This window comes from Kitasatospora sp. NPDC036755 (assembly GCF_040636595.1).
Taxonomy (GTDB): domain Bacteria; phylum Actinomycetota; class Actinomycetes; order Streptomycetales; family Streptomycetaceae; genus Kitasatospora.
Window position 1 is genome coordinate 19,004 of record NZ_JBEZUT010000015.1, and the last position, 14,268, is coordinate 33,271.

The window sequence follows — 14,268 nt, forward strand, 5'->3', positions numbered from 1 at the left end:
GCGGACGTTCGCGCCGGGCCGGGACGTTCGCGCCGGATCCACCGGCCTTTCCGGTCCTGTGCTCCCGAAGTCCTACCGCAGGGCGGCGTGGTGCATGACAGTGAGCGCGGTGGCCAGGCGGGCGGAGCCGATGGTGGCCGCCAGGTCGTGGGCCCGGGCGGCGTGCCGGTCGGCTTCCGCGCGCTCGCCCTGACGGTAGAGCACGGTGGCCAGGCGGGCGGTGGCCATCGCCCGTACCCGGGCGGCCTGGGCGGTGTCGGCCTCGGCAGCCCGGCGCAGATCGGCGACGACCCGGGGGTTGTCACGGCCGGTGGCGGCGGACAGCAGGTAGAGGGCGAAGCCACTGTCGCTGCCGACCTTGGCCGCCGTGATGCTCTGCGTCCAGGCCGGGCCGGAGGCGAGGTCGGTGACCTTGTCGTAGGCGTGCTCGGCCGCGACCAGATGGCGGGCCACCTGCCGCTCGTCGCCCGCCAGGGCGTGGGCCTGGGCCCGTACGGCGCAGAGCATCGCCCGCGCCGCTGCGGGAAGACGCCCGCCCACCTGGCCGGCCAGTTCCAGAGCCCGCTCGGGGCGGCGCAAGTGGATCTCCTGACGGGCCGCGTTGGTGGCCAGATGGCACAGCAGCCCGGTGCCGCCGTGCTCGCGGCCGGCGGTCAGGCCGAGCCGGAACAGCGGGTGGGCCTCGTCGAACAGACCGGCGTCGAACGAGGACCAGGCGGTCAGGTTCGCCAGGCGGGCGATCGCGCCGAGCAGCGCGCCGCGTACGGCCGGGCTGGTCGACGCCGCGGTGAGCCCGACCGCGGTGTGCAGCTCGCGCAGCGCGAAATCACGCACGGCCCGCCCTCCCGAGGTCCGGTCCCAGTGCTCCAGGACGCTGGTGCGCTCGGTGATGGCGCGGATGTCACCCATGCGCAGGCGCGAGAGAGGCGGTGCGGACGGCAGCAGGGCGGACAGCGCGGCGGCCAGGACGTCTCGGCGGTTCGAGGAACTCACCTCATCGGGCTCGTGTTGGTGGACCTGCTTGGCGATCAGGCCCAGCTCGGCCGCCGTCCCCGCCCCCAGCACGGTGCAGAGGGCCTGCCGGTAGTGCCCGTGCGGCCAGGTGATGAGGCCACGTTCTATGCGCGAGACGTAGGCGGCGTCAAACGGCGATTCCCGCCCAGCGGCCGCCTCGACCAGCGCCCGCACTCGCTCCGCCACCTGCCGCTGTGTCAGGCCCAGCGCGAGCCGTGCGCGTCTGAACAGCACGTTCGCCACGGTGCCCCGCCCCCAACCCCCGGTCCAGGCAGAGAAATCAGCGTACCGAGGCGGCCACGGACTGCCTACCGATCTGCCCTGCCGCCGTCACCCGATCCGGTGGTCTCCTGGACGTGCCCCACCCGCCACCAGGCACCGGCCGACAAGCGACAGCGGAAACGGCCACCCGTGCCGGGGACGGGGCCGTACAGTCCCGGCCATGACGACCGACACCACCAGCGCTTCGTGGCGCGAGATCGAACGCACCACCGTGTTCAGCAAGTTCGGACGATCCGTGGACCGCGTCGAGTTCGAGCTGCCCGACGGCCGGAAGGAGGAGTTCTACCTCAAGAACGAGCGTCCGGCCGGCGCGGTACTCGCCCTCACCACCGACCAGCGGGTAGTCCTCGCCCGCCAGTACCGGCCCGGCCCGGACCAGGTGCTCTACGAACTGCCCGGCGGCTTCCTCGAACCCGGCGAGGAAGCGCCGGACGCCATCGCCAGGGAACTGCTGGAGGAGACCGGCTACCAGGGCGAGGTCCACGCCGCAGGCCCCTACTGGCTGGACGCCTACTCCAACGCCCGCCGCTTCGCCTTCTACGCCACTGGGTGCGTCAGGGTCGCCGAACCCGCCCCCGAGCGCACCGAGTTCATCGACGTCGTCACCCTCGACCTCGCGGAGCTCCGCCGCGGTGTGCTCCGCCGCGGTGAGATGACCGACACCGCCGCCGCCTACCTCGCACTGGACGCACTGAACCTCCTGTGATCCCGGAGCGGGCGGGCCGGCACCCCACGCCCACCCACCCGCCGTCCGGGAGGACCCCGTGACCGAACGGAGCACCACCGAGACCCCCGCCCCGTACTACAGCAGCACGCTCGTGTCCCTGCCCACCCGCGCCGTCGCACTGCTCCTGGCCGGAGGAAAGGGCAGCCGGATGCGGGACGCGCCCGATGCCGAGCTGCGCCGCACGCCGAAGGTGCTGGTGCCGATCGACACCGACGCCGGCCGCACCCCGATGCTCGGCCACGCGCTCGCCCAGCTCACCGTCGCCGGGTTCCGCCGGATCGCCGTGCTCACCAGCACCCACCCCGTCGCCGGGGCCGAAGCCGTTGAGACCTACGCCCTCACCCACCCCTGCGCCCGGCAGGTGGAGCTGACGATTCACCGCGAACAGAACCCGCTCGGCACCGCCGGCCCGCCCCCGGCGCCCGGCCCGGCGCCGTCGCGGATGGTGCGGGAGGCCAAACACCCCTCCCCGCACGGGAGATGGGGGTCCACTGGGGGATCGTGTCAGGGTTGACCCGGATGCCGTGCCGTACCGCCGGGCCCGAGACTCGGTCCATGCGCATCACCCGGGCCGGTCGGGCCGTCATGACGGTGCTCTCCCTCCTCGTCGTCGCCGTCTCCGCGAAGTACCTTAGCTTCGACTCCTCGACGTTCTTCGAGAACCAGCGCGCCACCTACCTGAGCCACCGACTCCCGCTCTACGTCCACATCCTGGGCGCGGTCACCGCCCTGGCCGTCGGGCCGTGGCAGTTCTCCCGGCGGCTGCGCGAGCGCCGTCCGCGCCTGCACCGGGGGATCGGCGTCACCTACCTGCTGGGCTGCCTGGTCGGCGGCGTCGGGGCGCTGCTGATGGCGCCCGTCGCGTACGGGGGAGCGGTGTCCGGGCTCGGCTTCGCCTGCCTGGCGGTGGCCTGGCTGGTGACCGGCGGGGCCGGGCTGCGGGCGATCCTGGACGGGCGGGTCGCCGACCACCGCCGCTGGATGGTCCGCAGCTTCGCGCTCACCTTCGCCGCCGTCACCCTGCGCCTGATGCTGCTCGCCGTGGCGGCCGCGCGGCTGGACTTCCGCACCTCCTACACGGTGATCGCCTGGCTGTGCTGGGTGCCCAACCTGCTGCTGGCCTGCTGGTTCACCCGCACCCGCCGGACATCTGCGGCGGCCTGAGCGGCACTCGGGCCGTCAGGCCGCCCCGAGCGCCGCGGCCACGGCGTCGCGCACCGCCGGGGATCCGCATGCCGGTCGAGGCGGCCTTCCGGTGCTCCGGCGTCCACACCCCGACCAGGCTCTGCGCCCGGGCGGGGTGTCCCGGCGGACGGCCGGCAGGCCCGGCGAGCCCAGGGCGGCGATCAGACCCTCCTCCAGCCGGCGTACGACGTCCCCGCCGCCGCGCTCGCGCAGGTCGGCCACCGGGTGGCCGATCAGCGGCCCGGGCCGGCCGCCCCGCGGTCCGCTGTCCCGCCGCCGGGCGCCCGCCGCCGGCGCGGCGCGGACACGCTCGCGGGGAGCCGGCGGCCCGGGGTTAGCCCGGCCGGGCAGCGGTGTTCCTCCGGCCGAGTAGCCGCGGCCGTTTCCTCCCCCGGCGGGCCGGGTGGTTCGGGTACGCATCGGGGGCCGGTGCGGGGAGTGGCCCCCGCCGACGAACCCTCAGACGCCCCAGGAGGCCGCCGTGGCCCGCACCAAACCCCTCGCCCTGACCGCCCTCGTCGCCGTCACCGTCCTGGCCGCGAGCGCCGCGGCCGCCTTCGCCGACGGCAAGCCCGGCGGCAAGCCGAGCATCACCGTCCCGCACGACCAGGCCGCCGCCAACCCGTCGATGCTGGCCGCGCACGACCAGGTCTTCGGCGACTTCGTCGACGTGGCCCCCGGCGCGAACGGGTACGCCACGGTGAGCTGCCCGTCCGGCGAGGTGCCGACCGGCGGTGGCGGCCAGACCAGCGCCTTCCGGATCTTCGTCACCGACTCCTACCCGAGCGGCAGTTCCTGGGTGGTGCGCGGCACCAACACCGGCACCGCGACGGAGTCCATCCTGGCGACCGCCGTCTGCACCACTCCCTGACCTGCCGGGGCGAACGGCCCGGGCCCGCGATCCGGGCCCGGGCCGTTCGCCGTGTGCGGGCCGTTCACCGCGCGGCGCGGGCTACTCGGGCGGCTCGGGCACCGGGAGCAGCCCGAGCCGCGAGAGCGGCCCGAGGTGGGCGAGCTTGTCGGGGTTGGACACGGCGTGGACCGCCCGCACCGCGCCGTCGGCGTCGACGTCCAGCTCGACGACGCTGAGCACGAGCCCCTCGGCGTCGCGGACCACCGCGCCCGGGCGGCCGTTGACCCGCGCCGGTTCCAGGCGGGCGCCCAGGCGGCGCACGCGGCGCAGGCCCCCGGCGAGCAGCTGGGCGACGACGCGCGCGCCGCTGAGGGTGCGGGCGAGCGCGCGGGCCTTGCCGCCGCCGTCGCCCCGGAGCACGACGTCGGGGGCCAGCATGCCGAGCAGGGCGTCCAGGTCCCCGCCCTCGGCGGCCGCGAAGAATCGGCGGGCCAGCTCCTCGCCCTCCGCGCGGCGGGCCGGCGCGGCGGGAGCACCCCCGGGGGCACCTTCGGTGCCGGCCCCGGACGCGGCCAGGCGCTTGCGGGCCCGGGCGAGGATCTGCCGGCAGTTCGCCTCGCCGCGGCCGACCATCCGCGCCACCTCCGGGTATCCGTACCCGAAGGCCTCGCGCAGCGTGAACACCGCGCGCTCGACCGGGGAGAGGGCCTCCAGCAACACCAGGAACGCCATCGACAGGGTGTCCGCCAGCTCGGCGTGCTCGGCCGGCCCGGGGCGCCCGGCCGTGGTGACGACGGGCTCGGGCAGCCACTGGCCGACGTAGCTCTCGCGGCGCACCCGGGCGGACGCCAGGTGGTTGATGCCCAGGCGGGTGACGGCCGTCGTCAGGTACGCCCTGGGGTCGGCGACCGCGGTGCCGGCGCTCTCGGCGCGGGCCAGAGCGAGGAAGGTGTCCTGGACGAGGTCCTCGGCGTCGCCGACCGAACCCGTCATCCCGTAGGCGATGGAGAACAGCAGCGGCCGGTACCCGGCGGCCCCGCCGTCCGTCGCGCCCGTCGCGTCCGCCGCGTCCGTCGAACCCGTCGCGCCCGTCGTACCCGTCATGGAATCCCCCTGCTCCGAACGTTGCGGGCAGGCTAGTGCGGAGCGGGCCGGGGCGCGGCGGCGGGTGGTGTGACGCGGGTCACGGCGGGGGCTGTCACAAAGCGGCGGGCTGTTCTGTCTTAAAGGGCAGCAACGGAAGCCGACCGAGGAGCAGCCGCCGTGGAACCCCGCCTCAACCCCTTCACCAGCCCCGTCATGGGCAAGGTCTTCAAGCACATCATCGCCGCCAACAAGCCCATCGCCGAGTCGAGCCTGCCCTACGCCGTCCAGGAGCTGGTGCGGCTGCGCGCCAGCCAGATCAACGGCTGTGGCGCCTGCGTCGACATGCACTTCAAGGAGGCCGTGCACGCCGGGGAGGACCCGGTGCGCCTCAACATGGTCGCGGTCTGGCGCGACGCCACCGTGTTCACCGACGCCGAGCGCGCCGCGCTGGAGCTCGCCGAGCAGGGCACCCGGCTCGCCGACGCCGCCGACGGGGTCAGCGACGAGGTGTGGGCGAACGCCGCCAAGCACTACGACGAGGAGCAACTGGCGGCGCTGGTCTGCGTGATCGCGATCATCAACGCCTTCAACCGGGCGAACGTGATGACCCACCAGCCCGGCGGCACCTACGAGGTCGGCATGTACGCCCACTGACCAGGCACGCCCACCGACCAGGCACGCCCACCGACCAGGCACGCCCGCCGGCACGGGCGGCCGCCGGCAGGACGGCGGCCGCTGACCGGTCCGCCCCGACACCGGAGGGAGAACACCGTGAACGTCGCGCTGTGGATCGTCGCGGGGCTGCTGGCCACCGCCTACCTGCTGGGCGGGGTCTTCAAGCCGGCCGTGCCCAAGGAGAGGATCGCCGCGGCCGGGGCCGGCGGCCGCTGGGTGGAGGACTTCAGCGCGGGCGGAGTCAGGGCCATCGGCGTCGTCGAGGTGCTGGCGGCCCTCGGGCTGGTGCTGCCCGCCGTGCTCGGCGTCGCGCCGGTGTTCGTCCCGTTGGCGGCCCTCGGGCTGGTGCTGCTGATGGCCGGGGCGGCGTTGGTGCGGTGGCGCCGCCGGGAGTACCGGCTGGTGGCGGTGGACGTGGTCTACGTCCTGCTGGCCGCCTTCGTGGTCTGGGGGCGCTTCGGGCCCGAGTCCTTCCTCGACTAGCCTGCCGGGCACGGGCGGTGGGGGTTCGGCGGGCGGTGCTTCACCCGCGCGGGTGGATCTCGACGCGGCCGCCCCGCCGGTCCGGGCCCCGTGCCCGGTCCGCGCGCGTCAGCGGCCGCGGCCGATCACGCGGCGGGGCATACCAGCGTGCTGTGGGCGATCGACTCCGGGGGGTCGAAGACCTCGGCGGTCTGCCCCTGCCCGAACTCGTAGTACGAGTACCAGACCCGGAAGGTCGCGGTCCACTGCGAGACGCAGTCCAGGTCCGCGCGGAAGCGGAAGGGCAGCCGGACGGTCCGGCTCTCCCCCGGGAGGATCGGGACCAGCGGCGCGGCCAGGTTGAACACCTCCGTGCCGGTGTTGTCCTGACTGAACGAGCACCAGCTCGCTCCGGTGCAGCCGAGGAACTCGGCCTTGAACTCCCGCAGCATCACGTAGACGAACCGGACGGGTTCGCTCTCCCGGTTGGTGAAGGTGACATTGACGCTGGAGATCTGGCCGGGCGTCATGGTGGCGTCGTCGACGGAGACCACGAAGCGGGGTGGGGGCGGCTCGACGGCGGCGGCCGGCCGGCTCAGGGTCACGAAACAGAGAAGGAGCGCGATGACGGCGGTGAGGCCTGTACGCCTCACCGCCGGGGCGGAGGTCCACATGGCGCCTCAGGGTAGGCAACCGGGCCCGCGCCGTGCGCCCACGGTCATGGGAACCGGCCATGATCCGTAGTGTGTCCGGGGCGCCGACACGGCTCGGTCGCACAGCGCGAACCCCGGGGGGAGCTCCGCACGGGCCATCGGGATGTCGACACGGCCGTGGCGGAGGTGCGAGGACGCTCGGTCATCAGCGCGACCGGGACGGCCGCCGGCGGGAAGAGGACACCGTGGGCCCGGGTGCCGAGGAAGCCGTTCAGCCACTTCGGCGCCCAGGGCCGGCGGTGGGGTCAGCGGCGCGGGCCGGCGACGAGGTCGCCGAGGCGGACCACGGTGACGTCGAGCTGGCCGTGCCCGTCCTCCCAGCCCGCGACGGCTTCGCAGCCCTCGTCCTCCAGGCCGCCCGCGGTGGCGTCCTCCAGCAGGGGCATCAGGCCCTCGTCGCCGTCGGTGCAGAAGAAGCCGAGGTGGGCGCGGAGCCCGGGGTGGGGTATCGCGGCCAGTTCCTGCTCCCAGTCCTCCTCGGGCTCGGCCGAGAAGGGCACCAGGTCCTCGGGGGTGCGGCCGGTGCCGAGGGCGGCGCACAGGGCGTCCAGCAGGGTGCCGTCGCAGACGAGCAGGGCGAAGTGGACGGTCCAGGCGCCGGCCAGGGAGGGGGAGGCGAGGTCGACCCCGTACCGCTCGGCCAGGGCGCCGAGGTCGGCGCCGCGCAGCAGCGCCCCGCGGAAGCAGGCGGCCTCGACGGCGGCGGCGAAGCCCTCCGGCAGGTCCGCCTCCGGCGCGTCGGCGGGCCGGAATTCGAAGACCGAGCGGCTCGCGTCGAAGTCCGGGGTCCGCTCGGCCTCGTCGTACAGGTAGAGGTCCGCGGCGACCGGCCGCTCGCCGCGCAGGGCTGCCGGGTGCACCCAGGCGGCGTCCCGCCCGAAGCCGGACTCGTCGAACAGGTTGCCGCCGACGCGGGCGGCGTAGACGGCCTTCGGGTCGTACTCCTCCAGCGGCCGGCCGAGCAGGACGGCGAAGGCGTCGGCGAGCTCGCGGTCCCAGTCGGACTGCGGCGTGGGGGAGTTCACGGATGCGGTGGGGTCGGTGGTCATGGGCGGCACCGTAGCGGTGCCCTCCGACAGGCCCGGGCCCGGGGCCCCGGCCCGGGGCCGCCGCGGGCCCGCCGCGGGGGCCGGCCTGCCGAACGGCCCGGTGGGGAGGGGCCGTTCGGCGGTGCGGGCACCGCCGTGCGGGCGTCACCCGGCGGGGGAGTCCGGGCCCGCCGCCGGTCAGTCCAGCAGCGCCGCCACCGCCCGCGGCGTCCAGTGCCCGGCCGCGCCGGGCCGGGTGGCGAGGTAGCCGGCGGTGCGCCAGGGGCCCCAGCCGTGGGACTCGGCCAGGCCGACGGCCAGGTTGCGCAGGTAGGCCGGGACGGGGGAGGTGGGCTCGTCCCCGGCCACGCCCGCGCGGGAGGTGAAGGTGAGCAGCGGGTGCCCGTCCAAGGTGCCGACGTGCAGCAGGGTTTCGTAGCGGCCCGGGCCCAGTTCGGCGCGCCCGGCGGCGAGGACGGGGGCGAGGTCGAGGTCGGTGCCGGGGGAGCGGCGCATCTCCTGGGCGGCGATGTCACTGAACTGAGTGACCGTCACCAGGTAGGCGCGGCAGGGGACTTCGCCGACCGGTGCCGGGTCGTAGAAGGCCGTGCCGCCGCCGCCCCAGGTGAGCGAGTGCCCGGCGAAGTAGAGCGTGCCCGGCAGGGCGGTGGCCGCCGACCGGCGCGGCGGGCGCGGGTCGCGGCTGCCGGGGTGGGCCCGCACCGCGCCCTGGGGGCGTCCGCCGCGCAGGTAGTGGGCGAGGCGGGCGGCGTGCAGGTTCGAGCCGTACGCCACGTACCAGACGAGCGTGCTCCCTTTCCGGCCGGGGCGGCCGTTCCGCGGTCCGTCGTCGTCAGCGGAATTCCAGCCGGAAGGGCCTTCGCCCGGCCCGCTCACAGGAAGGCGCCGCGGTGCGGGGTGCGAAAGGCTCCCACACGAAGATGTGAAAACCGTGAACAGCCCGATGATCCGACCGGAATCCCCCTATTCGGCAGCGAGCCCCTCACTACCGGTACGGTGCCGGTCGCCATGGCGTTCATCACTCTTCGCTCTCCCGTCGGGCCGCTCCGGTATTCGGCGATTACTCTTCACCAGCGAAAACGATCGAAAACCCGCGAAATGCCATTCGATTCATACCGTTGTCGCCCTATTGCGGCATCGATGATGAGAATTTCCTTTGATCGAACCTTCGCTGCATCCAGCCGACTCCCAGCGGAGTCATGGTGAGTGGGCGCTCCCGCACCCGAAGAACCCGAAGAACCCGAACGACGTACGGCCGAAAAACCCCAGAACACGCCTCCCCAGGACCCCCGGAGCCAAGGAAACCCATCCATGGACGCACGCCACGAAACGGCCGGCCCAGGCACGCTGCCCCGCCCCCACCAGGGCCCCGCGGCCGGCTGGCCGGTGGCCCAGGCCGCCCACCCCCGCAGCCTGCTCGACATCGTCGCCGCCACCGCCGACGCGCACCCCCACGCGCCCGCCCTCGACACCGGCGACACCGTCCTCGACTACCGCCGCCTGCTCCACGAGGTCGACACCCTCGCCGGGCAGCTCGCCGCACACGGCATCGGCCGCGGCGACCGCGTCGGGATCCGCATCCCCTCCGGCACCGCCGACCTCTACACCGCCATCCTCGCCGTCCTGCGCTGCGGCGCCGCCTACGTCCCCGTCGACGCCGACGACCCCGACGAACGCGCCGAGATGATCTGGCAGGACGCCGCCGTCTGCGCCGTCCTCGGCCCCGGCCGCGCCCTGCACCCCGGCCCCGCCGCCCGCCCCGGCGGCTCCCCGGCCTGGCCCACCCCGGCCGACGACGCCTGGATCATCTTCACCTCCGGCACCACCGGCCGCCCCAAGGGCGTCGCCGTCACCCACCGCAGCGCCGCCGCCTTCGTCGACGCCGAAGCCCGCCTGTTCCTGCCCGAGCGCCCGCTCGGCCCCGGCGACCGCGTCCTGGCCGGCCTGTCCGTCGCCTTCGACGCCTCCTGCGAGGAGATGTGGCTCGCCTGGCGCCACGGCGCCTGCCTCGTGCCCGCCCCCCGCGCCCTCGTCAAGGCCGGCACCGACCTCGGCCCCTGGCTCGTCGAACGGCGCGTCACCGCCGTCTCCACCGTCCCCACCCTGCTCGCCCTGTGGCCGCAGGAATGCCTGGACGCCGTCCGCCTGATCATCGTCGGCGGCGAGGCCTGCCCCGCCGAACTCGTCGAACGCCTCGCCGTCGACGGCCGCGAGTTCTGGAACACCTACGGCCCCACCGAGACCACCGTCGTCGCCACCGCCGCCCGCCTGCTCCCCGGCCACCCGGTGCGCATCGGCGCCCCCCTCGACGGCTGGGAGATCGCCGTCGTCGACCAGGCCGGAAACCCCGTCCCCTGGCACGCCACCGGCGAACTGCTCATCACCGGCGTCGGCACCGCCCGCTACCTCGACCCCGCCAAGGACGCCGAGAAGTTCAGCGCCCACCCCGCCCTCGCCTCACCCCGCGTCTACCGCAGCGGCGACCTCGTCCGCAACGACCCCGACGGCCTCGTCTTCCTCGGCCGCGCCGACGACCAGGTCAAACTCGGCGGCCGCCGCGTCGAACTCGGCGAGATCGACGCCGCCCTCCAGGCCCTGCCGGACGTCCGGGCCGCCGCCGCGGCCGTCCGCAGGACCCCCGCCGGCGCCGACCTGCTCGTCGGCTACCTCGTCGCCCACCCCGGCGCCACCCCCGACCTCACCACCGCCCGCACACAGCTGCTGGAACGCCTGCCCGCCCCCCTGGTGCCCGTCCTCGCACTCGTCGACTCCCTGCCCACCCGCACCTCCGGCAAGGTCGACCGGGCCGCCCTGCCCTGGCCCCTCGCCACCACCGCAACCGCCCCCACCGCCCAGCCCCTCGACGGCACCGCCGGCCGGCTCGCCGCCCACTGGCAACGCCTGCTCGGCACCACCCCCGGCCCCGACGACGACTTCTTCGCCCTCGGCGGCTCCAGCCTCACCGCCGCCCGCCTCGTCTCCGAACTGCGCACCCGCCACAACGGCGTCTCCGTCGCCGACCTGTACGCCCACCCCGTCCTCGCCGACCTCGCCGCCCACCTCGACGGCCTCACCCCCGCCACCCCGCCCGACCGCACCGCCGCCACCGAGGCCACCGGCACCGCCCGCACCCGCACCGTGCGCCGCACCCCCCGCAGCGCCGGCCTGTGGCAGACCCTGCTGCTCCTCGGCATGTTCTCCCTCGCCGGACTGCGCTGGATCCTCGTCCTGATCGCCCTCGACAACCTCACCGGCGACCACCTCGCCTGGGCCCCCCACAGCTCCTGGTGGCCCGTCGGCGCCGGCCTGCTCCTGCTCTACAGCGCCCCCGGCCGCACCCTGCTCGCCGCCACCGGCGCCCGCCTGCTCACCGCACGCATCCGCCCCGGCAGCCACCCCCGCGGCGGCCACGTCCACCTGCGCCTGTGGGCCGCCGAACGCTACACCGCCCTGTTCGGCACCGCCGCCCTCGCCGGAACCCCCTGGGCCCCCCGCTACGCCCGCGCACTCGGCTGCCGCGTCGGCCCCGGCGTGCGCCTCCACACCCTGCCGCCCGTCACCGGCCTCGCCCGCCTCGGCGCCCACGCCTGCGTCGAACCCGAAGCCGACCTCGCCGGCTGGTGGCTCGACGGCGACACCCTCCACCTCGGCCACATCGACATCGGCGAAGGCGCCCGCGTCGGCCACCGCGCCACCCTCATGCCCGGCGCCCGCGTCGGCGCCGGCGCCGAGATCGCCCCCGGCTCCTGCCTCACCGCCACCACCGCCGTCCCACCCGGCGAACACTGGACCGGATCCCCGGCCCGCCCCGCCGCCGAAGCCCCCGCCGACTGGCCCACCACCGCCCCGGCCCCCGCCCCGCGCGGCTGGAACCTCGCCTACGGCGCCGGCTTCGCCGTCTTCGGCCTCGTCCCGATCATCGCCGCCCTGCCCGCCCTGCTCATCGTCTACCCGATGATCGACACCGACGCCACCCTGGCCGGCGCCGTCATCCGACTCCTGCCCGCCACCATCCCCCTCGCCGCCCTCACCCTCGCCTGCTACGCCACCCTCATAGCGCTCCTCGTCCGCCTCCTGTCCCGCCCGCTGCGCCCCGGCTTCCACCCCGCCACCGGCCGGGTCGCCTTCTGCGCCTGGGCCGTCAGCCGCCTCAGCGACACCGCCCGGCGCACCCTCTTCCCCTTCTACGCCAGCCTCTTCACCCCCGTGTGGCTGCGCCTGCTCGGCGCCCGCGTCGGGCGCCGCGTCGAAGCCTCCACCGTGCTCGCCCTGCCCGGCCTGATGCGCGTCGACGACGGCGCCTTCCTCGCCGACGACACCCTCGTCGCCCCCTACGAACTGCGCGGCGGCTGGCTCCACCTCGGCCCCGCCCACGTCGGACGCCGCTCCTTCGTCGGCAACTCCGGCATCGTCGGCCCCGGCCGCCACCTGCCCGACAACTCCCTCGTCGGCGTCCTGTCCGACACCCCCGCCCACGCCCCCGAAGGCTCCTCCTGGCTCGGCCGCCCCGCCTTCGCCCTGCCCCGCGTCGCCGACACCGGCACCGAAGCCCGCACCTACGACCCGCCCCGGCGCCTGATGTGGGCGCGCGCCGGCGTCGAACTGTGCCGACTGCTGCCCATCGTCCTCGCCGCCCTGCTCGGCGACCTCGTCCTCGCCGCCCTGCAGGAACTGCGCGACGACTACGGGCTGGGCGCCGCCCTCGCCGCCGCCGGACTCGTCCTCACCGCCGCCGCCGTCATCGCCTGCGCCGTCACCACCGCCGCCAAATGGCTGCTCGTCGGCCGCTTCCGCGTCGCCGAACACCCGCTGTGGTCCTCCTTCGTGTGGCGCAACGAGCTCTACGACACCTTCGTCGAGGAACTCGCCATGCCCTTCGGCGGCCACACCATCACCGGCACCCCCTACCTCAACGCCTGGCTGCGCAGCCTCGGCGCCCGCATCGGACGCGGCGTGTGGTGCGAGACCCACTGGCTGCCCGAGACCGACCTCGTCACCGTCGAAGCCGGCGCCAGCGTCAACCGCGGCACCGTGCTGCAGACCCACCTCTTCCACGACCGCGTCATGCGCCTGGGCCCCGTCCACCTCGCCGCCGGCTCCACCACCGGCCCGCACTCCATCGTGCTGCTCAACTCCACCCTCGGCGCCGGCACCACCGTCGGCCCCGCCTCCCTGGTCATGCGCGGCGAGAGCGTCCCCGGCGCCGGCCGCTGGCTCGGCAACCCCGTCGCCGCCTGGGACGCCGACCCCACCCCGCCCGCCGGACGCCGCCGCCGCGGCCGGGCCACCGCCGGGGTGTGACGGGGATCACCCGGCGGGGGCGATGAGTTCGCGGTGCGGTCACGGTCCTCATCCGTGACCGCACCGCTTCCCGCTGTGCCCTTCGAGAGGAACCGCTCATGACCGCCGCCGCTGCCGAGGCCGCCGCCGTTGCCAAGGCCGCCGCCGTGAAGGGCCCCGCCTCCTACTTCCCGTCCATCGAGAAGAAGTACGGCCGCCCGATCGCGGAGTGGAAGGACCTCATCCGCGCCTCCCCGCTCACCAAGCACATGGAACTCGTCGCCTGGCTCAAGGCCGAGCACGCCCTCGGCCACGGCCACGCCAACGCCCTCGTCGCCCACACCCTCGCCGAGCAGACCGCCTGAGCGTGCCGCAGGCCCTGGAACACCCTTCCCGCACGCGAGAAGTCGACCCGGCCGACTTCTCGCGCACATCCGGGATCAGGGACGCGCCCGGGACCGAGGGGCGCGCCCGGGACCGAGGGGCGTGCCCGGGACCGAGGGGCGTGCCCGGGCTCAGGGGTGCCGGGCCGCGAACACGAACTCCCGGCCCGGCCCGGGCCTGCCCGGCGTCCGGACAGGTCTACACCACTTCGCCGCAGGCTGGCCGAAACCGGCCGCACCTCCCGCCGCCACCGCCGCCCCGCCACCCCGGGGCCCACCAGTCCCGTCAGCGCCGCCGACCACACCCGCGCGCGCCGACGGGATCCGGCCGAAGCCCCCGGCAGCGCTTGTCCGTCGGCGAACCGAGAGGGAAGAGTGGAGCCAGCCGGCCGGCGATCGTGTCCAACTCCCCGCCAACGAGAGGACATTGCCATGACCGACGACGACGTGTACGAGCCCCCCATGCTGATCGAACTCGGCGACTTCGCGGACCTCACCCGAGGCTTCGACATCGGCAACCAGTCCGACGTCCACGGCTACTACCTCGCCCCCTGAGGAC

14 protein-coding genes are annotated in these 14,268 nt (G+C 75.1%); 9 read left to right on the top strand and 5 right to left on the bottom strand.

Annotated elements, in window-relative coordinates:
- Positions 1-72: 72 nt before the first annotated feature.
- Positions 73-1,248, bottom strand: a complete 1,176-nt coding sequence (locus AB0E96_RS04040) for a helix-turn-helix transcriptional regulator (RefSeq protein WP_359818138.1) — start codon at positions 1,246-1,248, stop codon at positions 73-75.
- Positions 1,249-1,456: 208 nt separating this feature from the next.
- Between AB0E96_RS04040 and AB0E96_RS04045 the strand changes: the two genes are divergently transcribed.
- The 4 genes from AB0E96_RS04045 (at position 1,457) to AB0E96_RS04060 (ending at position 4,079) form a co-directional block, all read left to right on the top strand.
- Positions 1,457-2,002 (top strand): NUDIX hydrolase, encoded by a 546-nt coding sequence (locus AB0E96_RS04045; RefSeq protein WP_359818141.1) that lies wholly within the window; start codon positions 1,457-1,459, stop codon positions 2,000-2,002.
- A gap of 58 nt (positions 2,003-2,060) precedes the next feature.
- On the top strand, positions 2,061-2,537 hold the full coding sequence (locus AB0E96_RS04050) for an NTP transferase domain-containing protein (protein WP_359818144.1): 477 nt from the start codon (positions 2,061-2,063) through the stop codon (positions 2,535-2,537).
- A 41-nt stretch (positions 2,538-2,578) separates the two neighbouring features.
- Complete coding sequence (locus tag AB0E96_RS04055) at positions 2,579-3,187, top strand: DUF2306 domain-containing protein (protein ID WP_359818146.1); 609 nt, start codon at positions 2,579-2,581, stop codon at positions 3,185-3,187.
- 502 nt (positions 3,188-3,689) lie between these two features.
- Positions 3,690-4,079 carry a hypothetical protein gene (locus tag AB0E96_RS04060; RefSeq protein WP_359818149.1) on the top strand — a complete coding sequence of 130 codons (390 nt, stop codon included), beginning with the start codon at positions 3,690-3,692 and terminating at the stop codon, positions 4,077-4,079.
- Positions 4,080-4,160: 81 nt separating this feature from the next.
- Here AB0E96_RS04060 and sigJ read toward each other — a convergent pair whose 3' ends face one another.
- Complete coding sequence (gene sigJ / locus AB0E96_RS04065; protein ID WP_359818150.1) at positions 4,161-5,165, bottom strand: RNA polymerase sigma factor SigJ; 1,005 nt, start codon at positions 5,163-5,165, stop codon at positions 4,161-4,163.
- A gap of 159 nt (positions 5,166-5,324) precedes the next feature.
- Here sigJ and AB0E96_RS04070 point away from each other — a divergent pair, with 159 nt between their 5' ends.
- Positions 5,325-5,801 carry a carboxymuconolactone decarboxylase family protein gene (locus tag AB0E96_RS04070; protein WP_359818151.1) on the top strand — a complete coding sequence of 159 codons (477 nt, stop codon included), beginning with the start codon at positions 5,325-5,327 and terminating at the stop codon, positions 5,799-5,801.
- A gap of 117 nt (positions 5,802-5,918) precedes the next feature.
- The gene (locus tag AB0E96_RS04075) at positions 5,919-6,305 is read left to right on the top strand and encodes a DoxX family protein (RefSeq protein ID WP_359818153.1); all 387 of its coding nucleotides are present in this window, start codon (positions 5,919-5,921) and stop codon (positions 6,303-6,305) included.
- Between the two features lie 125 nt (positions 6,306-6,430).
- On the opposite strand, the gene AB0E96_RS04080 is transcribed toward AB0E96_RS04075, so the two are convergent.
- From AB0E96_RS04080 to AB0E96_RS04090, 3 genes are all read right to left on the bottom strand, one after another.
- The gene (locus AB0E96_RS04080) at positions 6,431-6,889 is read right to left on the bottom strand and encodes a hypothetical protein (RefSeq protein ID WP_359818155.1); all 459 of its coding nucleotides are present in this window, start codon (positions 6,887-6,889) and stop codon (positions 6,431-6,433) included.
- A gap of 353 nt (positions 6,890-7,242) precedes the next feature.
- Positions 7,243-8,046 (bottom strand): hypothetical protein, encoded by an 804-nt coding sequence (locus tag AB0E96_RS04085; RefSeq protein ID WP_359818157.1) that lies wholly within the window; start codon positions 8,044-8,046, stop codon positions 7,243-7,245.
- 177 nt (positions 8,047-8,223) lie between these two features.
- Entirely contained in the window at positions 8,224-8,820 is a 597-nt protein-coding gene (locus tag AB0E96_RS04090; RefSeq protein ID WP_359818159.1) for a histone deacetylase, read from the bottom strand.
- Between the two features lie 537 nt (positions 8,821-9,357).
- On the opposite strand from AB0E96_RS04090, the gene AB0E96_RS04095 reads away from it, so the two are divergent.
- From AB0E96_RS04095 to AB0E96_RS04105, 3 genes are all read left to right on the top strand, one after another.
- Positions 9,358-13,347: a Pls/PosA family non-ribosomal peptide synthetase gene (locus AB0E96_RS04095; RefSeq protein ID WP_359818162.1), complete on the top strand. Its 3,990-nt coding sequence runs from the start codon at positions 9,358-9,360 to the stop codon at positions 13,345-13,347.
- 98 nt (positions 13,348-13,445) lie between these two features.
- Entirely contained in the window at positions 13,446-13,691 is a 246-nt protein-coding gene (locus tag AB0E96_RS04100; protein ID WP_359818164.1) for a DUF4287 domain-containing protein, read from the top strand.
- Between the two features lie 450 nt (positions 13,692-14,141).
- Complete coding sequence (locus AB0E96_RS04105) at positions 14,142-14,264, top strand: lasso RiPP family leader peptide-containing protein (protein WP_359818167.1); 123 nt, start codon at positions 14,142-14,144, stop codon at positions 14,262-14,264.
- The last annotated feature ends 4 nt before the right edge of the window (positions 14,265-14,268 follow it).

What these genes read in the sequence shown, in the direction of transcription:
- AB0E96_RS04100 (WP_359818164.1), top strand. Translation starts at nt 13,446, where the DNA reads ATGACCGCCGCCGCTGCCGAGGCCGCCGCCGTTGCCAAGGCCGCCGCC.
- AB0E96_RS04085 (WP_359818157.1), bottom strand. Translation starts at nt 8,046, where the DNA reads ATGACCACCGACCCCACCGCATCCGTGAACTCCCCCACGCCGCAGTCC.
- AB0E96_RS04095 (WP_359818162.1), top strand. Translation starts at nt 9,358, where the DNA reads ATGGACGCACGCCACGAAACGGCCGGCCCAGGCACGCTGCCCCGCCCC.
- AB0E96_RS04055 (WP_359818146.1), top strand. Translation starts at nt 2,579, where the DNA reads ATGCGCATCACCCGGGCCGGTCGGGCCGTCATGACGGTGCTCTCCCTC.
- AB0E96_RS04045 (WP_359818141.1), top strand. Translation starts at nt 1,457, where the DNA reads ATGACGACCGACACCACCAGCGCTTCGTGGCGCGAGATCGAACGCACC.
- AB0E96_RS04105 (WP_359818167.1), top strand. Translation starts at nt 14,142, where the DNA reads ATGACCGACGACGACGTGTACGAGCCCCCCATGCTGATCGAACTCGGC.
- sigJ (WP_359818150.1), bottom strand. Translation starts at nt 5,165, where the DNA reads ATGACGGGTACGACGGGCGCGACGGGTTCGACGGACGCGGCGGACGCG.